The sequence below is a fragment of the Duganella sp. GW821-FHT07F09 genome (assembly GCF_059418705.1).
Genome location: NZ_JBWKQJ010000002.1, coordinates 528,354 through 553,485, shown reverse-complemented (window position 1 = coordinate 553,485; position 25,132 = coordinate 528,354). Strand labels below are relative to the sequence as shown.

Genomic DNA, 25,132 nt, shown 5'->3' with positions numbered 1-25,132 from the left:
CGATCGCGAGAACAAAAAAATGTGCGGAATATGGGGCATGATCAACAATGGCGCAGCGCAATGCGACACCTCCGCCGCACTGGCCGCCGCCTTTCGCTATATCAACGGACGCGGGCCGGACGCGCGCGGCTCCAGGCAGGTCGCTTGTCGCGGCCACGCCGTCACCTTCGCCCACAGCCGGCTCGCGGTGATCGAACTGTCGGCGCTGGGCGCGCAGCCGATGCTCGATGCCGAGTCCGGCTGGTCCATCGTCTACAACGGTGAAATCTACAACTACCGGGAAATCCGCGAAACACTGCAAGCCAGCGGGCAAGTATTCAACGGCGGCAGCGACACCGAGGTCTTGCTGCGCGCGTGGGCGCTCTGGGGCGTGAAAGCCTTGCAGCGCCTCAACGGCATGTTCTCCTTTGCCGCGTTGAATGAAAACACCGGCGAGCTCTGGCTGGTGCGCGACCGCTTCGGCGTGAAGCCGCTGCTGTGGGGCCGCTGCCCGAATGGCGATATCGCTTTCGGCTCGTCGGTCGCCGGCATCGCCGGCATGGTCGGCACCGACATCGACACCGGCTACTGCGCGCGCGGCGTGCGCTACAAGGCCTACGAGACCGCGCAATCCGGATCGCCCTACAAACACGTGAACGCGGTCGGCGCCGGATGCTGGGTCAAGTTCCAATTGTCGCCCGAGCGCATAAGGATCACCGAAGGCCGATGGTATTCGCTGCGGGACGCGGTGGCCCGGCGGCGCGAGGCGATGTCGCACACGGACGACGCCGACCTGCTCGAAGAATGCCGCCAGCTGTTCGACAGCGCCGTCCAGCTGCGGTTGCGCAGCGACGTGCCGGTGGCGGTATCGTTAAGCGCCGGCCTGGACTCGGCGTCGATCGCCTGCATGATGCAGCGCCACCGCGCGCGCACGCACGCGTTCTCGTTCGGCTCGCCGTCCGAGCGTTCCTCCGAAGGCCCGGGCACGCAATCGCTGGCCAGGGCCGCCGACATCGACGTCACCTACGTCTGGCCGCGCTACAGCAGTTGGGACCTGTACGAGGTGCTGGAAAAGACCATGGCCTTTCAGGAAGCGCCGTTTTCGGGCATGAGCCCGATCGCGCAGAACGCCGTGTTCCGCGAAGTCAGCGACGCCGGCTTCAAGGTGCTGCTCGGCGGCCAGGGCAGTGACGAGATTTTCGCCGGCTACCGCAAGTTCATCGTCATCGCGTTGCGGGAGGCGCTGCACCGGCGCGACCCGAAAGGCATGTTGCGGCTGATGTATTCGCTCGGCCTGATGCTCACGCACGAGGCCAGCCAGGCGCGCATGTACTGGCAAAACCTGAACCGCTACAAGAGCGGCAAGAACAAGGCCGCCGCGTTCCGCCTGCTCGACTGGGAGCCCGGCGCGCACAACCTGTGGGGCGAGGCCGGCATATCGCTGCCGGACCGGCAGATCGAGGATATCCAGCAATGGAGCCTGCCCACCTTGCTGCGCTACGAGGACCGCAACTCGATGGGCTACGGCATCGAGACCAGGCTGCCGTTCATGGATTATCGGATGATCGAATTCGCGCTGGCGCTGCCGACGCGCATGAAGATCGCCAACGGCTACGGTAAATGGATGCTGCGCCGCGCGGCCAAGGGACTGGTGCCCGACGCCGTACGGCTCAATCGCAAGAAGCGCGGCTTCGACGTCACGCAGAACTGGATCACGCAAGGTATCGGCGCCGCGCTGCGCGGGACCATCTTCGACCACGCGACGGCGCTGCAGGGGTCGCTCAAAAGCGGCGAACAGCTCGACACGCTGCTGTCCGATGAAGCGCTGTCGAGAGACCCCGATCTGCTCGACGAAGCGCTGCTGCTGGCATGGTTGGTCGATCCGACACGCGTGCCGCGCCGGCAGACCGGAGCCTCCAGGCTGGCGGCTTAGCGACGGAGCCGTGCCATGAAAAAAGTCTGCCATTTTTCGTCGGTGCATCCTGGCCTGGACATCCGCATCTACCGCAAGCAATGCGTCTCGCTCGCGCAGGCAGGTTTCGACGTGCATCTGGTCATTGGCGCGGACGAGACGCAGATCGCCGAGGCGGCCATGGCCGGAGTCACTATCCATCCGCTCGCCGCGCTGCCGGGAGGACGGCTACGGCGCATGGTGGCGCAGGGTTGGCGCTGCTACCGCGCCGCCAGGGCGCTGGACGCCGACGTCTATCACTTCCACGATCCCGAGCTGATTCCATATGGCTTGCTGCTGAGCTGGCAGGGCCGCAAAGTCATCTACGACCTGCATGAGGACCTGCGCGCCGACATCCACTCCAAGCAATGGATACCGAGGCCGCTGCGCCATGTCATAGGCTCGGTCGCGCGCGGGGTGGAGCACTTCGCGGCGCGGCGTTTCGCCGCCATGGTCGCGGCCACGCCGTACATCGGCGCGCTGTTCGACAAGAGCGCCGCGCGGGTGGCGGTGATCCACAACTACCCGGCCATCAACGAGCTCGCGGGCGCATCTGCGACGGTGTTGACCGCGGCCCCGCGCGACAGCGTCTGCTACGTCGGCGCGATCAATGAAATGCGCGGCATCCGCCACATCATCCAGGCGCTGGAGATGGTGCCCGTCAAGCTGCTGCTGGCCGGCGCGTTCGACCCGCCCGCGCTGCGCGTCGAGCTAAAGACGTATCGGGGCTGGCGCCAGGTCGAGGAGTACGGTTTCGTCGACCGGCAAAAGGTGGGCGAGATCATGGCGCGCAGCCTGTGCGGCCTGGTGACCTTGAAGCCGGAACCGAACTTCGTCAACGCGCTGCCGATCAAGCTGTTCGAATACATGTCGGCCGGCGTGCCGGTGATCGCCTCGGATTTCCCGCTGTGGCGAGGAATAGTCGAAGACGCCGAATGCGGCATCTGCGTCGATCCCGAAAACCCGAACGCGATCGCCAAGGCGATCAACTACCTGCTGACGCATCCCGAGGAGGCCGACGAGATGGGCCGCAACGGCAGGCGCACTGTCGAAAGCAAATACCGGTGGGATGCCGAAGGTGCCAAGCTGGTCGGGCTGTATGGAGAGATTCTGGCGGAGGCGCCGGGTGCTGGCGAAATCAGGCCGCGCCAGGTGTGAATATGCGACGCAGCCGGGGGAAAGCTGCGACGGGCCTCGTGGCCAGCGACGCACGGGTTTCAACGGTACCACGTAGGGCGGATTAGGCGGAACGCCGTAATCGGCCATGCATGAGTCACAGGCGGCTCATGCATGGCCGATTACGCTGCGCTAATCCGCCCTACGTGATCGACGAGGTCGACGCAGCCGTCTTAGGCCGAAGCCAGCACGTTATGCGCCTGCTCGTCCGCATGGTACGAACTGCGCACCATGGCGCCGACGGCGGCGTGCTTGAAGCCCATCTTGTACGCTTCCGCTTCGAACATCTTGAACACGTCCGGGTGCACGTAGCGGCGCACCGGCAGGTGGCTGTTCGACGGCGCCAGGTACTGGCCGATGGTCAGCATGTCGATGTTGTGCTCGCGCATGTCGCGCATCACCTGCAGGATTTCCTCGTCGGTCTCGCCCAGGCCGACCATGATGCCCGACTTGGTTTTGACTTCCGGATACAGTTCCTTGAATTCCTTGAGCAGCTGCAGCGAGTGCATGTAGTCCGAACCCGGACGCGCTTCCTTGTACAGGCGCGGCACCGTTTCCAGGTTGTGGTTCATCACGTCCGGCAGGCCGTCCTTGAAGATGTCCAGCGCCTTTTGCAGGCGGCCGCGGAAGTCCGGCACCAGCACTTCGATCTGGGTCTTCGGCGACAGCGCGCGGGTGTTCTGGATGCACTCGACGAAGTGGCCGGCGCCGCCGTCACGCAAGTCGTCGCGGTCGACCGAGGTGATGACCACGTAGCTCAGGCGCAGCTCGGCGATGGTGCGCGACAGGTTGCCCGGCTCTTCCTTGTCCAGCGGATCGGGACGGCCGTGGCCGACGTCGCAGAACGGGCAGCGGCGGGTGCACTTGTCGCCCATGATCATGAAGGTGGCCGTGCCCTTGCCGAAGCATTCGCCGATGTTCGGGCAGCTCGCTTCTTCGCAGACGGTGACCAGCTTGTTCTCGCGCAGGATGTCCTTGATTTCGTAGAAACGGGTCGAGGCCGACGCGGCCTTGACGCGGATCCACTCCGGCTTCTTCAGACGCTCAACTTGCTCGATCGGCACGATCTTGATCGGGATGCGCGCGGTTTTGCTGGCGCCTTTTTGCTTTTCGCTCGGGTTGTAAGCGGGGGCGATGCTGGAGGTGGTCTCAGTGGTCATTTGGCTGCGTGCCCTCGCGGGCATAGTTTGGTTATTCGTGTGTTGCTGGTTCTACAAGAGCCAGGACGCGTATCAGTTCGTCGGCCAGTTGCTGTTGCACGTCCGACAATTGCGCCTGGGCGCCGACGGACCGCATATCGACTGTTTCCAGTCCGGCATAGCCGCAAGGATTAATCCAGGAAAACGGGGCCAAATCCATCGCCACATTCAGCGACAGCCCATGGTAGGTGCAACCGTTGCCGCGCACTTTCAAGCCGAGCGCGGCGATTTTGGCGCCTTGCTTGGGTCCGCCGGCCATGTAGATGCCCGGCGCGCCTTCAACGCGCTCACCGATGAGATTATACGCCCCTAACACATTGATGATCGCTTGCTCGATTTTATGGACGAATTGCCGGGCGTACAGCTTGCCGCCGGGCTTGTTGCGGCGCAGGTCGATCAGCAGGTAAATCACCACCTGGCCGGGGCCGTGGTAGGTGACTTCGCCGCCGCGGTCGGTCTGCACCACGGGGATGGCGGACGCGCCGGCCAGCAGGTGGCCACGGTCGGCGCCCAGGCCCAAGGTGAAGACGGGAGGATGCTCGACGATCCACAGTTCGTCGCGGGTGTCGGGCGCGCGCGCGTCGGTGAAGGCGCGCATCGCGGCGAAGGTGCTGTCGTAGTCGGCGAGACCGAGGTGGCGGATCAGCGCCGGCTCGGTTTGGGTAGGAGACGTCATGCCGCCATTATAAATCAGCCCGCATAACGGGGCTGAAGGCGGTTACCCCGGCTGATGCCGCGCCAGCCATTGCTGGATCGACGTCCGCTGCCACTGGGCGGCGGCGTAATCCTTCAACTTCTGCGGCACCTCGTCGCCGTTGAAGATCAACCGGTTCAGCATCATGGTCAAATCGACATCGACGATCGACCATTCGCCGAACAGATTCGGCCCCTGCACCAGTTGGTCGGCGGCTTGGATCAGCTTGTCGGCGGCGGCGCGGCCGGCCTCCGTCAGCGGCGCGCTGGCCTTGCCGAAGAACACCGTTTCCGTGTCGCGCTCGACCCGCACCGGCACCAGATCGCTGCGCAGCCACGCCTGCACCTGCCGCGCCCGGGCGCGCTGGCGCCTGTCTTTAGGATACAACGCCAGATATTCCGGCGCCGGGAAACTCTCCTCCAAATACTCCGTGATCGCGCTCGACTCGGTCAGCACGAAGTCGCCTTCCACCAGCGCCGGCACGCGGGCGGTGAAAGCGCGGTCCGCGTAATCGCTGCGCTTTTGCTGTCCAGCCTCCAGATCCACCGTCTGCAAGGTGAACGGCACGCCTTTTTCGGTCAGCGCCACAAAGGCGGACAAGGCGTAAGGGCTGGTGAACAGGCTATCGGCGTACAGGATAAAAGACATGGCGGCTCCGGCTTGGGTAGATTTATTCACATGTTAGACCTTGCCGTAGCGCCTGTATAACGTTATATTTTCGTGATTCTTGCTAATTTTATTCACATAGTTATCCACAGCATGCCGACCTGATGAGCGCCATCCGCCGCCTGCCCAATTTTTCCGCTTTGCGCGCCTTCGAGGCGGCGGCCCGGCACGAGAACTTCTCGCGGGCGGCGGAAGAATTGCATCTGACGCATGGCGCGATCAGCCATCAGGTCAGGGCGCTGGAACAGGAATTGGGCAGGCCGCTGTTCGTGCGTAACGGCCGACAAGTGAAAATAACCAGCGACGCGCTCAAATTTGCCCAGTTTTTAGGCAAATCGTTCGCCGATATCGCCGTCGCGGCCGATGCGATGCGCGCGGCCAGCGTCAACCAGCGGCTGACGGTGACGTCGATTCCGTCGTTCGCCGCGCGCTGGCTGGCGCCACGGCTGGGCCGGTTCATCGACTTGCATCCCGATATAGAGGTGGTGTTGCAGTCGAGCGGGCAGCTGCAGGATCTGGCGCGCGACGGCATCGATGTCGGCATCCGTTTTGGCCGGGGCAACTATCCGGGCATGGTGGTGGAGCGGCTGATGGGCGACGTCTACTATCCAGTAGTGAGTCCCCACTATCGCGATGGCGGCCTGCCGGCCACGCCGCAACACCTGCCGCAACAGACACTGCTACGCTCGGTCGAGCCTTGGTCGCCATGGCTGCGGGCGGCCGGGGTCGATATGGCCGAGCCATCGGGCGGCGTGATGTTCGAGGATTTGTCGATGCTGATACGCTCCGCCGCCGACGGCAACGGGGTGGCGCTGGTGCGCCATGTGGTGGCGATGCAGGAGATCGCCTCCGGGCAACTGGTGCGGCTATTCGATATCGCCACGCCTTGCCCGGATGAGTATTTCTTCGTCGCGCCTGCCGCCTCGGCAAACAGGCCGCAGGTGGTGGCGTTTCGCAACTGGTTGCTGGAAGAGATAGCCGCCTTCCAGCGCCAGCAACTTACATGACGATCTTCACCATCGGATGGGCCGACAGTTCGGAATACAGCGCGTCGAGCTGTTCGCGGCTGACGGCGCGCACGGTCACGGTCAGGCCGGTGTAGTTGCCCTTGGCCGAGGGCCGCACTTCCATTTTTCCTTCGTGGAATTCCGGGTCGTGCTTTTGCACCACCAGCACGATGGTCGGGGCGAAGTCGATATGAGTCGGCCCCATCACCTTGATCGGGAAGTCGCTCGGGTATTCGATGAGGGACTCTGACGGCGGGATCGCTTGCATATTCATTCCAATCAAAAATAAAAACCGGCGGCACCAACACGATGCCGCCGGCCTCTATTGTAGCGAATTCACGCTAACCGCCGCGTGGCTTACGATTTGCTCAGCTCCAGCGCCGGCGCGGCCGCTTGCTGGCCCGACAGCCGTTGCAGCCGCGCCAGCGCCGATTCATTGCCCAAGGCCGGCTGGCTGACCGATTTGCGGATCGCTTCAAGCTCGGCCGCCTGCTGGTACGGACGCTGGCCGATATCGGTGACGATCTTCAGGCCGGCCGCCTCGTTGTTGATGGCCTGCGCGCGGCGGGTCAGCGCGTTGAGGGCGCTCGAATTGCCGCGCATGCCCGACAGGCCGGCCAGCTGGGCCTGGCGCTCGGCGCGCAGCTGCTGCAAATCCTGCTGGGCCCGCGCGCTGGCCAGCGCCTGCATCGCCTTCTTCGCCGCCGAATCGAACTCGGCCAGTTGCTTCGAGAGCGCGTCGACGATGGTTTGCAGCTCGTCCATGTACTGGCGGGCGTCGGCCTCCTCCTGCAACTCCTGCGGCATGCGCTGCTTGTTGGCCTCCAGCTCGTCGCAGAACAGGGTGATCGTCGCCTCCGAGATCTTGCCGGAGGCCAGGCGGTCGGCCAAGGTGCCGGCGGCCTGCTCGTCGGTGGCGATCAGCTGGCGCAGCTTGACGACGTCCGCCGCTTCCTTGTCGAAGGAGGCGCGGGCGGCCGCCAGCTTTTGCGCGGTGGCGCGCAGGCTGTCGGCCAGACGGTCGCGGTCGGCCTCGGTCGCCGTTTCCGGATCAAAATTGGCGATCGCCTCGGACACGCGGTCGCCCAGTGCGCCAAAGTGTTTGGAGATCAGGCGCGCGGTCAAACCCCAGCCATTCGAGTTGCTCATGTCAGTCTTCCTTTTAAAAATAACGTTAAAAATGCGCATCATTGGATAACGATGCGTTCCTGCTCCACCGGGATACCAATGACAAAGTCCACGTGGATCCCGCGTTTCGATGCATCGCCGTTCACGCTGCTGATGATCTCAGTCGTGATCAGCAAATATTCGCTGCCGCCGTTGCGCAGCTGGCGCACATACGGCATGAAATACATTTCCTGGCGCAAGCCGAGGCTGCCGCTCGGGTTGTCGATCCGGGTTTCGGTGCCGGAGAAGGGCGCGATGAATTCCTCGTCGTCGCTGCCGGCGTCGCGCCAGTAGTCGACGCCTTCGTCTTTGCCGAACACCAGGTCCAGATCGGACTGGTCCAAGCCGATGTCGCCCAGCTGTGCGCGCCACAAGGTGTAGCTGCGGTCGCCCAGGCCGGCGTTGGCCAGGCCCATGTAGGCCTCCTGGTCTTCCACGGTCTCGGGTATCACGCGCGCCAGCTGGGTGCAATACATCACCTCGGCCACCTTGCCCCCGGCGTTCTGGTACACCTGCAAAAACTTTTCCTTCTCGTTCACATCGCCCGTGTCCAGGTAGTAGCGATACAGGCCGCCCGTCTGCTTGAGGCGGATTTGCGATACGGCGACGACGCGGTTATCGTCGGCGTCCGGCATCGCGATCAGCGAACCGTTGGCAAGCGCGCCCAACAGCGGAGACTGTTGCAACCGCACCAGGCTGCCGATGCGCGCCCCCAGCGGCAGGTCCTGATCGGTGCGTGGCGCGTCGGCCCCGCTCAGCTTGGCCACGCCGTTGCGCAGGTAGTTGTAAGCGTCCGTCCAGCTCATCTCAATTCCTCTCGAATGAATAATGGGGCTGTCGGGCCGCGCGCAGCCGGCGCATCTTGCGCACCGCGAACACGGCCGCCCAGGCGATCCCGCTCACCAGGCCCAGCCAGGCGAACCAGCGTAGTACGCTGGCGCCGAACGACGGTTGAGGCGGCGCAGGCGTGCGCGCATTGACGGCCGGCGCATCGCCGAGGCCGGGCATGCCGGTGATCTGGCCGGCCTGGTTGATGGCTGGCATGGGCGGCGGCACGCTGCCCGCCGTGGTCGGATAGGTCGTCGCGGCGGGCGGGGGCGAAGATGTAGAAGAGGTGGGGTAGGCCACCGGCTGGTTGGCCTGGCTCATCGCACGTCCCAGCATGAAGCCCACCACGCCGCTCATCAAACCGCTATTGCCGGAAGGCTGCTGCACGATCACCTGCGGCGGATAGCCGGGCGGCGCGGTGGCGGTGTTGCGGGCCGCGGTCGCATCCGGCTGGGAGGACGGGGCCGGACGCATCGGCGTATCGTTCAACGGTGGCAACGGGGCCGGCGCGCGCTCGGCGGCGCGCCGGGCCTCCAGATTGTTCAACGCCCGGGCTTGCGCCGCGCTGCGGTCGAGGTCGCGCGAGGCCGCCGATGAATTCGCCGGGCTGTTACGCGGATAGGCGGATGCCGGCGAGCCGGGCGCCTTGCCGAACGCGCCGGGACCGCTTTGACGGTTGGCCGGCGGCGCCGACGGCCGGCTCCTCTGGGCATTGCCTTTTTGTGAAGAAAATCCACTTTTGTACGTTGACGATGTGCCAAAATAAGGCTTGGCCTCGGCTCGCGCCGGGGCGCTGGCGCCGAGTGCAATGCAAAAGCTCAGCAACAGTACGGATCGAAGGGGCTTCATGATGTCTTTTCATAAAGAAGTTGAATAAAAAGCAGCATAGCGCCCGATCGCGGCGGATGCATCGGTAATAAAAGGCTCGCTTCACCATGACACGCAAATACCTGGACATGAATCAACACGACGCGCTCTACAAGGTGGCGCGCAGCTATCCCGGCGGCATCGACGCGCTCGCGCAAGCGATGGGCATCTCGGTCAACGTGCTGCGCAACAAGCTGGCGCCGACGATCGCCTCGCACTATCCGTCGTTCGAGGAAGTGTCGGCGGTGGTCGACCTGTGCCACCGCGCCGGCGTGGCCGACGCGCATTTGCCGCTGCACGCGCTGCTGACGCGCCACGGCATGGCCGCGTTCGTCGTCCCGCTGCCGGAAAACATCGGCGACGACGACCTGTCGCAAACGGTCTGCAAGGTGATGAGTCAGGTGGGATCGGTGGCCGAAGCAGTCTCGACGGCGCTAATGGACGGCAAGGTCACGGCCGCCGAGGCCGATCTGATCGAACGCGAATTCCAGGGCGCGCTCTCGGCGCTGGGAGAATGGCGCGCCCGCCTGCGCCAAAAAGCCGCCCGCAGCCCAGGCTAACCAAAGCAACTCCGGGGGGCAAAAAAAAGCCAGCCCGAAGGCTGGCGAAGACTATTCTCTCTCGGGAATTACCTAGAAAATAGCAGGGCAAATGGATGCGGTCCCGACGGCCCCGCGCGGCGGACGTTGTCGTCCTTGTCTTCGCGCTGCCACCGTTTTGCAATGTTGCTACTCTATGCAAAGCGGCGGACCACTTCCAGCCGATTGTGACGAACTGCATTTTTTGCTGCCTGAACTGCTATTTTCCGGTTTAAACCGTCGCTCACTGCTGGTTGTGCGTCGGCCGGTTGCCGTTGTTGCGGCCCTGGTTTTGCCCCTCGTTGCGTTGCGCCGGTTGGGGACGCGGCTGCGGCTGCGCTTGCGGCTGGGGTTGATGAACCTGGGGCTGGTGCACCTGCGGCGGCGGCGATGGACGCGGCGCCGGCTGGAACTGCTGCTGCGGCGCCTGGAACGGCTGCGGCTGCGGCCGCTGCGGTTGCACCTGGACCTGGTGCGGCTGCGGTTGCTGCGGCGGTTGCTGCGGCTGGAACGCCGGCCGCTGATCGCGCTGATCGCGCTCGCGCGCTTCCCGCACATCGTCGCGCTGACGCGATGGCCGCCGGCCGTTGTCGTCGTCGCGATTGAAACGGTCGCGGTTCGGGTTGACGTGCAATATCGGCGCCGGCATCACGCCCGGCTGCTGCACCGAAGTCTGCGGGCGCGGACGGTAACCCGGCCGCAGCTCGATCGCCACGTCGTTCGGATTGATCGTTTGCGCCGGCGCGTTCGGCGTGCCGAACTGCCCCGGAGCGAGCGTGGTGGTGGTCTGCGGACGCCCCTGCCCGATTTGCACTTGCGGCTGGGGCTGCGACGGCGCGGTGATCACCCGTCCCGGCTGCTGGCCGGTGTTGCGCTCGAAACGATCGCTGCGGTCATTCCGGTCATTGCGGTCGTTGCGCCCGTAGCGGTCCGGGCGGCCGTCGCCGTCGCGATCCGGCCAGCCCCGCCGGCCGGGATCGCCCACCCGCGTGCTCATGCCCGGCGCCGGGGGCGCCACCGTCACCGCGTTCTTGACCAGGTTGGCCGGCGGGATCACCGCCCCGCCGCGATTGACCGGCACCGTATGACGTCCCTCGAATTGATCACGCGGCAACATCGTCACGCCGTCGCGGCGGTCCGGCCGGTCGGCGCGTGGCCGGTATGGCTTGCCGTTGTAGTGCCACGTCATGCGGTTCTCGTAATTGTTCGAGACCCGGTAGTTCGGCACGTAGCGCTCGCGCGGCGACAGCGGAAACCAGCCCAGGCCGGGGCCGCGATGGTGCGAGAAACCGTCGCCGCCGACCCAGCCGACCAGCGCCGGCGCCCACACGGGACGCCCGACCGGACGGCCCGGCGCCCAGAACCAGCGGCGGTTGACCGTCACCCAGCGCCCGTAATGCGACGGCGCGTAGCCCCACGGGGCATTGTCGACCCAGGTCCAGCCCCACGGCGCCAGCCAGGTCCAGCGGCCGTCGCGGTAGGGCGCCCAGTCGACCGCGACATTGCGCGGCGCCCACAGCGGGCCGTATTCGGCGCTCTCGGTCCAGCTGCCGTTGCGGTCCAGCTCCTCGTAGCCGGTGATGCCGCTCGACACATAGCGCGACGTCACCACGGCCTCCGACTGCCGGTCGCGCTCGTCGGCCCAGACGTCGAAGCCGTCGCGCCGCGCCACGCCGGTGCGCACGTCGCCGCCGCTGATGTCGACCTGGCGGCCGTTGCTCACCACCACCGACGAACCGGCGCCCTCGACCCGGGCGCTGCCGCCCATCACGCTGACCTGGCTGGTGTCGGCGACGCGCTCGACGTCGACCCGCAGCAAGCCCGGCTCGATCATCGTGACGCGCGCCTGCGGCGTGGTCAGCTCGAAGTCGCGCAGCAGCTCGGGACTGCGCACGCGGATGCTGACGCTGCCGTAATTGAGGCGCAGCCGCAGCAAATCCTCGTCCATGTCGGTGATTTCCAGGTCGGAATCGCCATCCAGCCGCACCGCCGTCGAGCCGACCCGGAATTCGGTGCGCGCGCCGCTGGCGGTATTGATATGGTTGGCGCCGGTCACCGGCCAGTTCAGCGAGGCGGCGACCGGTTCGCTGTCGCCGTCGGGATCGCTGCTCACCAGGGTCACCTGGCCCTGGACGGCCGAAATCCGCCCCACCACGGCGGGCGGGTCGGCCAATGCAAGGGAACTGAAACCGGCCAGGAAGGCCAGCACGACGGACGGGATGATCTTGCGGCTCATGGCTGCGCTCCTCTATTTACTCCACCTATAACGCCGCAGGCCGCGATTCGACTACCGGGGTTACAAATAATTGCAAAGTAAATCATACCTCAGGTGATGGTGCCTCAGGTGGTAGCGCCGCCCCGCTTGACGAAGAACAGCGCCGCGCCCACGCCCATCAGCAAGCCGCCGAACACCCGGTTCTGCTTCTTGACGGCGCCGGCGTCGCGGAAAAAGCGCTGCATCGACGACGCCAGGTAGGCGTAGCTGTGCATCACCACCAGATCGATGCAGCACATCGTCGCCGCCAGGATCAGCAATTGCGGCAGCAAGGGCGCATGCTGATTGATAAACTGCGGCAGCACCGCCACCATGAAGATGATGCCCTTGGGATTGGTGGCGTTGGTCAGGAATCCCGTCAAAAAGCGCTTGCGCGCCGACGGCACGGCCACGGCGGCCTGGTTTTGCTGCTCGCCGATGGTCACCTTGGCGCGCCACTGGCTCAGGCCCAGGTAAATCAGGTACAGCGCGCCCACCGTTTTGACGACGTTGAACGCCAGCTCGGACGCCAGCAGCAGCGAGCCGACCCCGGCGCCGGCGATGAAAAACACCAGCAGCAGGCCGGTCTGCAGACCGAATATGGTGCTGCTGGCACGGCGCACGCCGTACGACAAGCCGTGCGACATCGACAGCACCGCGCCCGAGCCGGGCGACACGGCGATGATACAGGCGGCGATGAAAAACCCCATCCAGGTGGCAAAACTCATAGTCATTCCATGGTTAAAACGCAGCGGCGCTGCGCGGCAACGCACATTGTAGCTGCGAAGCCATATCGCCGCGCCCTGCCTCTGGGTTAATATTGCTCCTTTAATATTGCTCGCTACCAAGGACATCCCATGACCCACACGACCACCCCAACCCCGCAAGGGAGCCGCTGAGATGGCCGGCTCCAGTCTGTTCGCGCTGATCGACGACATCGCCACCATCCTCGACGACGTCGCCCTGATGAGCAAGGTGGCGGCCAAGAAAACCGCCGGCGTGCTGGGCGACGATCTGGCGCTGAACGCGCAGCAAGTGGCCGGCGTGCGCGCCGACCGCGAATTGCCCGTGGTGTGGGCGGTGGCGCTCGGTTCGCTGAAGAACAAGGCCATCCTGGTGCCGGCCGCGCTGGCGATCAGCGCCTTCTTCCCCGCCGCCATCACGCCGCTGCTGATGATCGGCGGCCTCTACCTGTGCTTCGAGGGCTTCGAAAAGATCGCCCACGGCATCATGCACAAGGAAGAGAACGAGCGGCACAAGGAGGAACTGGCCGCCGCGCTCAGCGACCCGAACGCCGACATGGTGGCCATCGAAAAGGACAAGATCAAGGGCGCGGTGCGCACCGACTTCATCCTCTCGGCCGAGATCATCGTCATCGCGCTGGGCACGGTGGCGGCCGAGCCGTTCACCAAGCAGGCGATGGTGGTGGTCAGCATCGCGCTGCTGATGACGGTGGGCGTGTACGGCATCGTCGCCGCCATCGTCAAGATGGACGACGCCGGCCTGTACCTGAGCCAGCGCGCCAACGGCGCCGCCCGCGCGCTCGGCGCCGTGCTGCTGGCGGCCGCGCCACGGCTGATGAAGCTGCTGTCGGTGGTCGGCACGGCCGCCATGTTCATGGTCGGCGGCGGCATCCTGGTGCACGGCACGCCGGGCGCGCACGACATCGTCCACCACGCCACCGAGGCGGCGGCGGCGGTCCCGGCCCTGGGACCGGTGCTGGGCTTCATCACCCCCAGCGTGATCGACGCCGTGGCCGGCGTCATCGCCGGCGCGCTGGCGCTGGTGGTGGTCACCATCGGCGGCAAAATGTTGCGCTCGTTCAAGAAATAGCCCCGGCGCTTCTGGTACGATGCACAGGCGCGCGCCGCCCCGGCGCCGCCTTCAACCAGCTAGGAGTACACATGGCTCAGCCCCAACTCGGTCCCACCCCCGCCTTCGTCGCCGCCTCCTGGATCGCCCTGCTGGCCGGCGCCTGCAGCTTCATGATCGGCCTGTGGAACGCCACCATGGCGCTCAACGAAAAAGGCTATTACTTCACCATCCTGATGTACGGCCTGTTCGCCGCCGTCTCGCTGCAGAAATCGGTGCGCGACCGCGCCGAAGGCATCCCCGTCAGCGGCCTGTATTTCGGCCTGTGCTGGCTGTCGCTGATCCTGACCTTGTTGCTGTTGACCGTCGGCCTGATGAACGCGACCCTGGCCATGAGCGAAAAAGGCTTCTACGCCATGTCGTTCCTGTTAAGCCTGTTCGGCGCGGTGGCGGTGCAAAAGAATGTGCGCGACATCAGCGCCGTCAAACAACAGGCCGCCGGCCCGGTCGACCTGAAATAATCCGCGTTTCTTCCGAACTTTCGCGCTCGCCTCCGTTCTAATGGCTGTAAGCCTGGCTTTTGGAGCAAAAGAGGTATGGATATCATTCAGCGCCACCTGCGCATGGCGCTCGATGCCGCGCGCATGGCCATATGGGATTCGAACATCACCGATGGGACGGTCATCAACAGCATCGTCAATTGGGTAGGCTGGGGCGCGGGTTTGCTGGGACTGCCCCCCGGCGATCTGGCCCAGCCTTTCTCACACTTCCTGCAATTCGTCGATTCCGAGGACCGCGACCGCCTGCTCAACACCATGCAAGAGGCGGTCGATTGCGACTCGGGCTACGACGTCCAGTACCGCGTGGTCTGGCAGGACAGCAGCCAGCACTGGCTGGCCGCCAAGGCGCACGTGTTCTACGACGAGCGCGGCGATCCCACCGGCACGCTCGGCATCGTCTGGGACATCACCGAACGCAAGCGGATCGAACAGGACGCCGCGCGCGAGCGCGAGCGGGCCGCCGTCACCCTGCGCTCGATCGGCGAGGGCGTCATCACCACCGACGAACACGGCAAGACCCAGTATCTGAACCGTATCGCCGAACAACTGACCGGCTGGAGCAACGACGAGGCGCGCGGCCTGGACATCGGCACCACCTTGCCGCTGATCGGCGACGACGGCGCGCCGCTGGCCGAGCACGCGGCGCTGCAATGCCTGCGCCTGCGGCAAACCATCAACATGCCGTCGCAAAACCAGCTGATCACGCGCGAGGGGCGCCGCATCGCCGTCAAGGAATCGGCCGCGCCGATCTGGTCCGACAAGGGCGAACTGCTGGGCGCGGTGGTGGTGTTCCGCGACGTCAGCCACGAGCGCAAGCTGAGCAAGCAGCTGTCGTGGAACGCCAGCCACGACATGCTCACCGGCCTGATCAACCGGCGCGAGTTCGAGACGCAGATCGCCAACGCGCTGCACAGCGCCAAGGAGGACGACCATGTGCACGCGCTGCTGTACATGGACCTGGACCAGTTCAAGATCGTCAACGACACCTGCGGCCACAGCGCCGGCGACCTGCTGCTGCAACTGTTGGCCAAGATGCTGCAAACGGAGATGCGCGACAGCGACATCCTGGCCCGCCTCGGCGGCGACGAGCTGGGCGTGCTGCTGCCGCACTGCCCGCCGGACCAGGCCCTGCTGGTGGCCGACGGCATCCGCCAGTCGGTCAAGAATTTCCGCTTCGTGTGGCACAACCGCACGTTCGAGCTGGGCATGAGCGTCGGCGTCGTCGAGATCAACCGCCACAGCAAATCGATGACCGAGCTGCTGATCGCGGCCGACCAGGCGTGCTACCTGGCCAAGGAGCGCGGCCGCAACCGCGTGCACCTGTACCAGGAGTCCGACCTGCGCCTGGCGCGCCACCAGGGCGAGATGCAATGGGTGTCGCGCCTGAACGAGGCGTTCGAGAACCAGCATTTCCGGTTGTACGCCCAGCCCATCGTCGGCCTTGGCCCGCGCGGCGAGGTGCATGACGAGGTATTGATCCGCATCCAGCCCGGCCAAGGCGAGCTGATACTGCCCGGCGCCTTCATCCCGGCCGCCGAACGCTACGACATGATGGCCGCGATCGACCGCTGGGTGATCCGCGCCGTGTGCCGCCACGTGCGTACCGTGCGCGACGGTGCGGCGGCGGCGGACGCGACCCCGGACGCGGACGCGGACGGCGCGCGACCGCCCGCACGGGCGTCGTATTCCGGGCGGTATTCGATCAACCTGTCGGGCACCTCGCTGGGCGACGAGGGCTTGCACGACTACATCATCGAGCAATTCGCCGAGCACAGCGTCGCCCCGGACCAGATCTGTTTCGAGATCACCGAGACGGCCGTTATCGCCAACCTGATCAAGGCGCAGGACTTCATGACCCGGCTCAAGGCGCTCGGCTGCCGTTTCGCGCTCGACGACTTCGGCAGCGGCCTGTCGTCGTTCGCCTACCTGAAGGCACTGCCGGTCGACTTCCTCAAGATCGACGGCGTGTTCATCCGCGACATCGCCACCAACAGCGTCAACCGCGCGATGGTCAAGGCCATCAACGAGGTCGGCCACGTGATGGGCATCTGCACCGTGGCAGAATATGTGGAGGACGACAACACCCTGGCGGTGGTGCGCGAACTGGGCGTGGACTACGCGCAGGGCTACGCGGTCGGCCGGCTGCGCCCGCTGAGCGTGGAATAGGGCGACCGGCAATCCGGGGAATTTTGATCTACATCAATAAAATTTGCGGCGTCACTCCGTACACTGGCTGCATCTATTGTGATAGAGCAACAATTCAGCCGGAGCTACGTGATGCGCAACAACCAATCCCACAACAGGCCACCCGTCACCCAGCGTGAAGTGGACGTCCTCGACGACCAGGCCATCGTCTCGAAAACTGATCTAAGGGGCAACATTACCTATGTAAACCCCTACTTCACGCAGATCAGCGGCTACGCCGAGGCCGAGTTGCTGGGCGCGCCGCAAAACATCCTGCGCCATCCGGACATGCCGGCCGAGGCCTTCGCCGACCTGTGGGCCTCGATCCAGTCCGGCATGCCGTGGACCGGCATCGTCAAGAACCGCTGCAAAAACGGCGACCACTACTGGGTGCGCGCCAACATCACCCCCATCCGCGAAAACGGCAAGACCACCGGCTACATGTCGGTGCGCGTCAAGGCCGGGCGCGAGCAGATCGCCAGGGCCGAGCAGGCCTACCGCGACATCGGCGCCAGGCAAGGCCACGGCATCCGCATCAAGAACGGCCAGGTGATCCGCCCCGGCGTCGGCAACCTGTTCGCGCGCCTGGGCCATGTCTCGCTGGCGATGCGCGTGTGGCTGGCCACCAGCGTGGTCAACGTGTTGCAGGTGATCGTCTGCGCGGCCGCGCTGATGAGCGGCGGCGGCGGCCACAGCTATGCCATCTTCGGCGCCACCTTCGTCGGCCTGCTGATCAACGTGTTCCTGTGGTACACCCTGCGCGTGTCGGTGCTGCAACCGCTCGGCCGCGCGCTGCACGGCGCCCGCGCCATCGCCGCCGGCGACCTGTCGTCGGGCAGCTTCGACACCGAGTCCACCGACGAGGTGGGCCAGCTGCTGCGCGCGCTGCAGCAAATGAACAGCAACCTGATCGCCACCATCCGCGACGTCCGCGTCAACGTCGAGACGATGGCCGTGGCCACGCGCCAGATCGCCGCCGGCAACGCCGACCTGTCCGGCCGCACCGAGGCGCAGGCGGCCAGCCTGGAGGAGACGGCGTCGAGCATCGAACAGTTCTCGTCGACCGTCAAGCAAAACGCCGACAACTCGGCCCAGGCCAACGCGCTGGCGCGGAACGCCGCGACGGTGGCGGTGCACGGCGGCGAGATCGTCGCCGACGTCATCGCCACCATGGACGAGATCAACAATTCCTCGCGCAAGATCGTCGACATCATCGGCCTGATCGAGGGCATCGCCTTCCAGACCAACATCCTGGCGCTCAACGCCGCCGTCGAGGCGGCCCGGGCCGGCGAGCAGGGACGCGGCTTCGCGGTCGTCGCCGGCGAGGTGCGCAACCTGGCCCAGCGCAGCGCAACCGCCGCCAAAGACATCAAGAACCTGATCGATATTTCCGTCGGCAAGGTCGGCGCCGGCATGGTGCAGGTCGACCGCGCCGGCGCCACCATGAAGCAGGTGGTGGCCTCGGTACGGCAGGTGACGGCCATCATGGAGGAGATCTCGGTCGCCTCGCGCGAGCAGAGCATCGGCGTCGACCAGGTCAACTCGGCCATCGCCCACATGGACCAGGTCACGCAACAGAACGCCGCGCTGGTCGAGGAGGCGGCCGCCGCCACCGCCAGCCTGGCGTTGGAGGCGGGCGGCCTGACGCAGGCGGTCAGCCTGTTCAAGTTCGGCCGCGCCACGCCGGCCCGGCCAACCACGCGCCCGGCCCGCAAAGCGCCGCCGGCCGCGCGCCTGGCCGCGTGAGAACGGTCGCGACCATGCATACCAGCCCCAATGCCGGCAACAACGCCGGTCCCGACCACGCCGGCGTCGGCGCCGCCTTTCCCACGGTCGAATTCGACGCCGCCATTATCGGCAAGCTGAGCCAGTCGGGGCCGCGCTACACCTCGTACCCGACCGCCGACCGCTTCACACAAGAGTTCGGCTACGGCCAGTTCCTCGAGGCGGTGGCCGGCCTGCGCATGCGCCGCAGCCAGCGGCCCTTGTCGCTCTACATCCACATCCCTTTCTGCGACACCGTCTGCTACTACTGCGGCTGCAACAAGATCGTCACCAGGGACCACGGCAAGGCCGCCACCTACCTCGGCTACCTCAAGCAGGAGCTCGACATGCAGGGCCGGTTGTTCGCCGGCATCGGCCAACTCGAGCAGCTGCACTTCGGCGGCGGCACGCCGACCTACCTGAGCGACCGCCAGATGGGCGACCTGATGGCGCACCTGCGCGCCAATTTCGAGTTCGCGCCGGACGCGCTGGGCGAGTACTCGATCGAGATCGATCCGCGCACCGTCAGCCCCGAGCGCGTGCACAGCCTGCGCGCGCAAGGCTTCAACCGCATCAGCCTGGGCGTGCAGGACTTCGACGCCGATGTGCAAAAGGCCGTCAACCGCATCCAGCCGGAGGCCGAAACGCGCGCCGTCATCGACGCCGCGCGCGACGCCGGCTTCCGCTCGGTCAGCATCGATCTGATCTACGGCCTGCCGAAGCAATCCATCGCCAGCATGGAGCAAACGCTGGCCAAGGTGACCGCCGCCAGCCCGGACCGCATCGCGCTGTACAACTACGCGCACCTGCCACACCTGTTCAAGCCGCAGCGCCGCATCCTCGACACGGACTTGCCCGGCGCCGCAGTCAAACTGGAGCTGCTGGCCTTGTGCATCGCGCGCCTGGGCGCGGCCGGCTACGTCTACATCGGCATGGACCACTTCGCCAAGCCGGACGACGAACTAGCCGTGGCCCAGCGCCAGGGCCGGCTGCAGCGCAATTTCCAGGGCTACTCGACGCGCGCCGAGACCGATCTGATCGCCTGCGGCGTGTCGGCCATCAGCGCCGTTGGCGCCACCTACAGCCAGAACGAAAAGACGCTCGACGCGTACTATGAAAAGCTCGACAACGGCGTGCTGCCGATCACGCGCGGCATCAAGCTCGACACCGACGACCTGCTGCGCCGCATCGTCATCCAAAAACTGATGTGCAATTTCGAGCTGTCGATCTCGTCGCTGGAGCAGGCCTATCCGATCCGCTTCCCGCTGTACTTCGCCGACGAGCTGGAAAAGCTGAAAGCCTTCGAGGCCGACGGCCTGCTGACCGTCGACGCGCACTGGATCAGCGTCACCGCCAAGGGCCGCCTGCTGATCCGCAATATCTGCATGGTGTTCGACCGCTATCTGACGCTGGCGCGCGCCGACACCACGCAGCCGCTGCGCTACTCCAAGACCATTTGACACCATGATCACCGGCTACCAGCTGCTGCCCGTATTCCTGGTCGGATTGGCCGGCAGCATCCATTGCGTCGGCATGTGCGGCGGCATCGTCGGCGCCATCTCGGCCAGCGCCGGCGGCCCGGCCGCCTTGCCGCGCAACGTCATCCCGATCCAAAGCGCAACCAGGTTCGCCGGCGGCCCGGCGGCGGCGTTCATCCCGCGACCGGCGGCGGCGGCGCGGGCGATCCCGCGCGTGCTGGCCTACAACGCCGGCCGCATCGGCAGCTACATGCTGGCCGGCGCGCTGGCCGGCGGCCTGGCGAACGGCGCGCAAAGCCTGGCCACCCTGGCCGGCCTGCAGCTGGGCTTCTACTGGCTGGCCAACCTGATGCTCGTCGCGCTGGGCCTGTACCTGATGAACGCCTGGCACGGCCTGACCAAACTGGAGCAGGCCGGCCGCGTGCTGTGGCAGCGCGCCCAGCCGTGGATGGCGCCGGCGATGAAAACGCTGATGCCGGCCGACCGGCCGCACCAGGCGTTCGCGCTGGGCGCGCTGTGGGGCTGGCTGCCGTGCGGCATGGTCTACAGCGTGCTGCTGACCGCCATGCTGAGCGGCGACGCCGCCAGCGGCGCGGCCGTCATGCTGGCCTTCGGCCTCGGCACCTTGCCGATGCTGACCGGCCTCGGCCTGCTTGGCGCGGGACTGCGCCGGACCATGCAGCAACGCCAGGTGCGCATCGCCTGCGGCCTGCTGGTGCTGGCATTCGGCCTGCTCGGCATCGCGCGCGCGGCCGGCGTGGTCGCCGGGCACGCCATCACGTCCGCCTGGGTGGATATCCTATGCCTGACGCCACACTAGCCGGCGGCACGGCCAGCGCCGCCTGCTACCACTGCGGCCTGCCCATGCCGTCCTCGGCCTCCGCCCCGGGCGCCTGGACCGTGCGCATCGACGACACCGACCGCGCGATGTGCTGCCCCGGCTGCGCGGCGGTGGCGCAAGCGATCGTCGATCTCGGCCAGCAATCCTACTACCGCGACCGCTCGGCCTTCGCCGCCACCGCCGAAGGCGCGCAACTGCTGCCGCCGGAACTGCAACTGTACGACAACGCCGATCCCCGCTTCGCGCTCGACGAGCACAGCCGCGAGACCACCTTGTCGGTCGACGGCATCCGCTGCGCCGCCTGCGTGTGGCTGATCGAAAGCCGGCTGGCGCGCCTGCCCGGCGTCGACAGCGCCCAGCTCAATGTCGCCACCGAGCGCCTGTACGTGCGCTGGCGTCCGGACGCTTGCCGGCCGGCCGATATCCTGACCGCGCTGCACACCATCGGCTACAGCGCCTACCCGTATGACGCGGGCCGCCACGGCGAACAGCGGCGCAAGGCCGCCCGCACCCTCGGCCGCCAGCTGTTTGTCGCCGGACTATCGATGATGCAGGTGATGATGTATGTGGCGCCGGCCTATCTGGCCGAGGACGGCACGTTGGACGACGGCATGGCCGCGCTGATGCGCTGGGCCAGTCTGCTGCTGACCCTGCCAGCGATCTGCTACTCGGCGCAGCCGTTCTGGCGCGGCGCCTGGAACAGCATAAAAGCCCATGCGCCCGGCATGGACGTGCCGGTGGCGCTGGGCATCGCCGCCGCCTTCGGCGCCAGCGTCGTGGCCACCGTGCGCGGACAAGGCGACGTCTGGTTCGATTCGGTGACGATGTTCATCTTCCTGCTGCTGTGCAGCCGCCACCTGGAGTTACGCGCGCGCCGCAAGGCCGGCGCCGCGCTCGAACGCCTGCAGCACGCGCTGCCCGCCTCGGCGACCTTGTTGGCCGGCTATCCCGCCAGCCGCGACGCCAGCCTGGTCAAGGCCGCCGCGCTGCTGGTGGATAACGTCATCATGATCAAGCCGGGCGAGGCGGTGGCCGCCGACTGCGTCATCGTCGACGGCGCCACCACGCTCGACCTGTCGCTGCTGAGCGGCGAAAGCGCGCCGGTGGCCAAGGCGGCGGGCGACGCGCTGCCCGGCGGCGCCATCAACGCCGGCGCCGTCGTGCTGGCGAGGGTGACGCGCCGCGCGCAGGACAGCACGCTGTCCAATCTGGTCAAGCTGATCGACCGCGCCGGGCGCGACAAGCCGCGCATCGCGCTGTGGGCCGACAAGGTCGCCGCCTGGTTCGTCGCCGGACTGCTGGTGTTCGCGCTGGCGGCGTTCGGCTTCTGGTTCCGGCTCGACGGCGACGCCACGCGCGCCTGGACTATCGCCATCGCCGTGCTGGTGGTGTCATGCCCGTGCGCGCTGTCGCTGGCCACGCCGACGGCGCTGGCCGCCGCCACCGACCGCCTTCTCGCGCAGGGCGTGCTGGTGAGCGGGGCGCAAACGCTGGAAACCCTGCACCGCGCCACCCACGTAGTGTTCGACAAAACCGGCACCCTGACCTTCGGCCGGCCGGTGCTGCAAGACGTTCAAGCGCTGGGGGCGATGCGCGACGACTTTTGCCTGCAGGTGGCGGCCGCGCTCGACGCCGGCAGCGGCCACCCGCTGGCGCGTGCCATCGTCGGCGCCGCCACCGAGGCGGGCGGCGGTGCGCGCGCGGACTGGCACGCCACGGCGCTGACGGAAACGGCGGGGCGCGGCGTCGAAGGCCGTGTGCACAACCGCCGCTACCGCCTCGGCAACGCCGGCTTCGTCGCCGAACTGAGCGGCTCCGTGCCGCCGCATATCGTGGCCGACGGCGCCACACCCGTCTACCTCGGCGCCGACGGTCAATGGCTGGCCTGCTTGCAACTGCACGACGGGCTGCGGCCAGACGCCCAGGCCACCGTCGATTACTTCCGCCAGGCCGGCAAGACGGTGGTGCTGCTCAGCGGCGACCACGACGTGCTGGCGCGCCGCGTCGGCGACCGGCTCGGCATCGGCACCACGGTGGGCGGCTACCTGCCCGACGAAAAGCTCGCCTTCGTGCGCGGGCTGCAAATGAAGGGCGCGGTGGTGGCGATGGTCGGCGACGGCATCAACGACGCCGCCGTGCTGAGCGCGGCCGACGTCTCGTTCGCGATGGGCGAGGGCGCGGCGCTGGCCCAGGCCCACGCGGACGCGGTGCTGCTGGGCGGGCGCCTGGGCGCGGTGGCCGACACCGCCCGCGTGGCGCGCCGGACCATGGCGGTGATCCGCCAGAACCTGGCCTGGGCCAGCGTGTACAACCTGCTGGCGATCCCGGCGGCGGCGGTCGGACTGCTCAATCCCTGGCTGTCCGGCGTCGGCATGGCGGCCAGCTCGGCCGTGGTGGTGCTCAACGCGCTGCGGCTGCGCGGGCGTGTAAAAAAGGAAATGTGATGGAAGCCTTATTCCTGCTGGTTCCACTCAGCGTGGCGCTGGTGTTCGCCGCGCTGTGGGTGTTCTTCAACGCCGCCGACGACGGCCAGTTCGACGACCTGGTCGGCCCCGCGCTGCGCGTGTTGCAGGACGACGACTCGCCAAAAGTAAACGCCGCTGAAAAAGATCCATCCGGAAAATTTTGATCCACATCAAGGTTTTTTGAAGCCCCGATAAGTAACCTTTGATCTACATCATCAAAGCGTTCTATGGGAGAACTTCGTGGACCAGAACTACAACTACAAGATCGTCAAGCAATTCGCGATCGCGACCGTTGTCTGGGGCATCGTCGGCATGCTGGTGGGGGTGATCATCGCCGCCCAACTGGCCTGGCCGGCGCTGAACCTGGACATCCCCTGGCTGACCTACGGCCGCCTGCGGCCGCTGCACACCAACGCGGTGATCTTCGCGTTCGGCATCTGCGGCCTGTTCGCCACCTCGTACTACGTGGTGCAGCGCACCTGCCAGGTCCGCCTGTTCTCGGACAAGCTGGCCGCCTTCACCTTCTGGGGCTGGCAGGCGGTGATCCTGAGCGCGGTCGTGACCCTGCCGATGGGCTTCACGCGCGGCAAGGAGTACGCCGAGCTGGAGTGGCCGATCTCGATTTTGATCGCCGTGGTCTGGATCTGCTACGCCATCGTGTTCTTCGGCACGCTGCTCAAGCGCAAGGTCAAGCACGTCTACGTCGCCAACTGGTTCTTCGCCGGCTACATCATCGCCGTCACCCTGCTGCACGTGGTCAACGGCGCCAGCATGCCGGCCACCGCGTTTAAATCGTACTCGGCCTACTCGGGCGTGCAGGACGCGATGATCCAGTGGTGGTACGGCCACAACGCGGTCGGCTTCATCCTCACCGCCGGCTACCTGGGCATGGTCTACTACTTCATCCCCAAGCAGGCCGAGCGCCCCGTGTACTCGTACCGCCTGTCGATCGTGCACTTCTGGGCGCTGATCTTCACCTACATGTGGGCCGGCCCGCACCACCTGCACTACACCGCGCTGCCGGACTGGACGCAATCGATCGGCATGGTGTTCTCGCTGGTGCTGCTGGCGCCGTCGTGGGGCGGCATGATCAACGGCATCATGACCCTGTCGGGCGCCTGGCACAAGCTGCGCACCGACCCTATCCTCAAATTCATGATCGTCTCGCTGTCGTTCTACGGCATCGCCACCTTCGAAGGTCCGATGATGTCGATCAAGACCATCAACTCGCTGTCGCACTACACGGACTGGGGCATCGCCCACGTCCACGGCGGCGCGCTCGGCTGGGTCGGCTTCATCACGATGGGCTCGATCTACTACCTGCTGCCGCGCCTGGCCGGCCAGCAAAAGATGTGGAGCACCAAGCTGATCGACCTGCACTTCTGGGTCGCCACCATCGGCATCGTGCTGTACATCGCCGCCATGTGGATCGCCGGCGTCATGCAGGGCCTGATGTGGCGCGCGGTCAACCCCGACGGCACCCTGACCTACACCTTCGTCGAGAGCGTCAAGGCCACCTACCCTTACTACGTGGTGCGCTTCGGCGGCGGCCTGTTGTACCTGAGCGGCATGTGCCTGATGGGCTACAACACCTGGATGACCCTGCGCAACCGCGAGACCGCCGTCGCGCGCATTCCCGCGCTGGCCGCCGGCCACGCCTGA

General features: G+C 66.3%; 22 protein-coding genes. 13 read left to right on the top strand and 9 right to left on the bottom strand.

Annotation, left to right across the window (positions count from 1 at the left end; translation table 11 throughout):
- Positions 1 to 19 precede the first annotated feature (19 nt).
- Both asnB and AC07P1_RS07555 read left to right on the top strand, forming a co-directional pair.
- Entirely contained in the window at positions 20 to 1,912 is a 1,893-nt protein-coding gene (asnB, locus tag AC07P1_RS07560) for an asparagine synthase (glutamine-hydrolyzing) (RefSeq protein ID WP_494695192.1), read from the top strand.
- A 15-nt stretch (positions 1,913 to 1,927) separates the two neighbouring features.
- On the top strand, positions 1,928 to 3,088 hold the full coding sequence (locus tag AC07P1_RS07555; protein WP_494695191.1) for a glycosyltransferase family 4 protein: 1,161 nt from the start codon (positions 1,928 to 1,930) through the stop codon (positions 3,086 to 3,088).
- Between the two features lie 191 nt (positions 3,089 to 3,279).
- On the opposite strand, the gene lipA is transcribed toward AC07P1_RS07555, so the two are convergent.
- From lipA to yfcF, 3 genes are read right to left on the bottom strand one after another with little or no spacing between them, the layout of a single operon-like run.
- Entirely contained in the window at positions 3,280 to 4,266 is a 987-nt protein-coding gene (gene lipA, locus AC07P1_RS07550; protein ID WP_315215823.1) for a lipoyl synthase, read from the bottom strand.
- A gap of 31 nt (positions 4,267 to 4,297) precedes the next feature.
- Positions 4,298 to 4,981 carry a lipoyl(octanoyl) transferase LipB gene (gene lipB / locus AC07P1_RS07545; RefSeq protein WP_494695190.1) on the bottom strand — a complete coding sequence of 228 codons (684 nt, stop codon included), beginning with the start codon at positions 4,979 to 4,981 and terminating at the stop codon, positions 4,298 to 4,300.
- Between the two features lie 42 nt (positions 4,982 to 5,023).
- Positions 5,024 to 5,647, bottom strand: coding sequence for a glutathione transferase (gene yfcF, locus AC07P1_RS07540; protein WP_494695189.1), 624 nt, complete (start codon positions 5,645 to 5,647; stop codon positions 5,024 to 5,026).
- Positions 5,648 to 5,769: 122 nt separating this feature from the next.
- On the opposite strand from yfcF, the gene gcvA reads away from it, so the two are divergent.
- A complete protein-coding gene (gcvA, locus tag AC07P1_RS07535) occupies positions 5,770 to 6,672 on the top strand; it encodes a transcriptional regulator GcvA (RefSeq protein WP_494695188.1) in 903 nt (300 codons plus the stop codon).
- On the opposite strand, the gene AC07P1_RS07530 is transcribed toward gcvA, so the two are convergent.
- The 4 genes from AC07P1_RS07530 to AC07P1_RS07515 all read right to left on the bottom strand — a co-directional run bounded on the left by AC07P1_RS07530 (position 6,665) and on the right by AC07P1_RS07515 (position 9,516).
- Entirely contained in the window at positions 6,665 to 6,940 is a 276-nt protein-coding gene (locus tag AC07P1_RS07530) for a DUF493 family protein (RefSeq protein WP_315215811.1), read from the bottom strand. The genes gcvA and AC07P1_RS07530 overlap by 8 nt on opposite strands.
- Positions 6,941 to 7,029: 89 nt before the next feature.
- Positions 7,030 to 7,821: a hypothetical protein gene (locus AC07P1_RS07525; RefSeq protein ID WP_494695187.1), complete on the bottom strand. Its 792-nt coding sequence runs from the start codon at positions 7,819 to 7,821 to the stop codon at positions 7,030 to 7,032.
- A 38-nt stretch (positions 7,822 to 7,859) separates the two neighbouring features.
- On the bottom strand, positions 7,860 to 8,645 hold the full coding sequence (locus tag AC07P1_RS07520; protein WP_494695186.1) for a DUF2491 family protein: 786 nt from the start codon (positions 8,643 to 8,645) through the stop codon (positions 7,860 to 7,862).
- A gap of 1 nt (position 8,646) precedes the next feature.
- Complete coding sequence (locus AC07P1_RS07515; protein ID WP_494695185.1) at positions 8,647 to 9,516, bottom strand: hypothetical protein; 870 nt, start codon at positions 9,514 to 9,516, stop codon at positions 8,647 to 8,649.
- Positions 9,517 to 9,602: 86 nt separating this feature from the next.
- On the opposite strand from AC07P1_RS07515, the gene AC07P1_RS07510 reads away from it, so the two are divergent.
- Positions 9,603 to 10,094, top strand: coding sequence for a phage regulatory CII family protein (locus AC07P1_RS07510; protein WP_494695184.1), 492 nt, complete (start codon positions 9,603 to 9,605; stop codon positions 10,092 to 10,094).
- A gap of 262 nt (positions 10,095 to 10,356) precedes the next feature.
- On the opposite strand, the gene AC07P1_RS07505 is transcribed toward AC07P1_RS07510, so the two are convergent.
- Together AC07P1_RS07505 and AC07P1_RS07500 are read right to left on the bottom strand one after the other, a co-directional pair.
- Positions 10,357 to 12,348: a DUF6600 domain-containing protein gene (locus AC07P1_RS07505; RefSeq protein ID WP_494695183.1), complete on the bottom strand. Its 1,992-nt coding sequence runs from the start codon at positions 12,346 to 12,348 to the stop codon at positions 10,357 to 10,359.
- A gap of 104 nt (positions 12,349 to 12,452) precedes the next feature.
- Positions 12,453 to 13,094 (bottom strand): LysE family transporter, encoded by a 642-nt coding sequence (locus tag AC07P1_RS07500; protein ID WP_494695182.1) that lies wholly within the window; start codon positions 13,092 to 13,094, stop codon positions 12,453 to 12,455.
- A gap of 172 nt (positions 13,095 to 13,266) precedes the next feature.
- On the opposite strand from AC07P1_RS07500, the gene AC07P1_RS07495 reads away from it, so the two are divergent.
- The 9 genes from AC07P1_RS07495 to ccoN all read left to right on the top strand — a co-directional run bounded on the left by AC07P1_RS07495 (position 13,267) and on the right by ccoN (position 25,132).
- Complete coding sequence (locus AC07P1_RS07495; protein WP_494695181.1) at positions 13,267 to 14,199, top strand: DUF808 domain-containing protein; 933 nt, start codon at positions 13,267 to 13,269, stop codon at positions 14,197 to 14,199.
- Positions 14,200 to 14,270: 71 nt separating this feature from the next.
- Complete coding sequence (gene yiaA, locus AC07P1_RS07490) at positions 14,271 to 14,699, top strand: inner membrane protein YiaA (RefSeq protein ID WP_494695180.1); 429 nt, start codon at positions 14,271 to 14,273, stop codon at positions 14,697 to 14,699.
- A gap of 75 nt (positions 14,700 to 14,774) precedes the next feature.
- Positions 14,775 to 16,904: an EAL domain-containing protein gene (locus AC07P1_RS07485; RefSeq protein ID WP_494695179.1), complete on the top strand. Its 2,130-nt coding sequence runs from the start codon at positions 14,775 to 14,777 to the stop codon at positions 16,902 to 16,904.
- A 111-nt stretch (positions 16,905 to 17,015) separates the two neighbouring features.
- The gene (locus tag AC07P1_RS07480) at positions 17,016 to 18,668 is read left to right on the top strand and encodes a methyl-accepting chemotaxis protein (RefSeq protein WP_494695178.1); all 1,653 of its coding nucleotides are present in this window, start codon (positions 17,016 to 17,018) and stop codon (positions 18,666 to 18,668) included.
- A 14-nt stretch (positions 18,669 to 18,682) separates the two neighbouring features.
- A complete protein-coding gene (gene hemN, locus AC07P1_RS07475; RefSeq protein ID WP_494695177.1) occupies positions 18,683 to 20,146 on the top strand; it encodes an oxygen-independent coproporphyrinogen III oxidase in 1,464 nt (487 codons plus the stop codon).
- A gap of 7 nt (positions 20,147 to 20,153) precedes the next feature.
- Complete coding sequence (locus AC07P1_RS07470) at positions 20,154 to 20,984, top strand: sulfite exporter TauE/SafE family protein (protein WP_494695373.1); 831 nt, start codon at positions 20,154 to 20,156, stop codon at positions 20,982 to 20,984.
- Entirely contained in the window at positions 20,966 to 23,449 is a 2,484-nt protein-coding gene (locus AC07P1_RS07465; RefSeq protein WP_494695176.1) for a heavy metal translocating P-type ATPase, read from the top strand. Before AC07P1_RS07470 ends, AC07P1_RS07465 begins: the two co-directional genes overlap by 19 nt.
- Positions 23,449 to 23,634, top strand: a complete 186-nt coding sequence (gene ccoS / locus AC07P1_RS07460) for a cbb3-type cytochrome oxidase assembly protein CcoS (protein ID WP_494695175.1) — start codon at positions 23,449 to 23,451, stop codon at positions 23,632 to 23,634. Before AC07P1_RS07465 ends, ccoS begins: the two co-directional genes overlap by 1 nt.
- Positions 23,635 to 23,710: 76 nt before the next feature.
- On the top strand, positions 23,711 to 25,132 hold the full coding sequence (ccoN, locus tag AC07P1_RS07455) for a cytochrome-c oxidase, cbb3-type subunit I (RefSeq protein ID WP_494695174.1): 1,422 nt from the start codon (positions 23,711 to 23,713) through the stop codon (positions 25,130 to 25,132).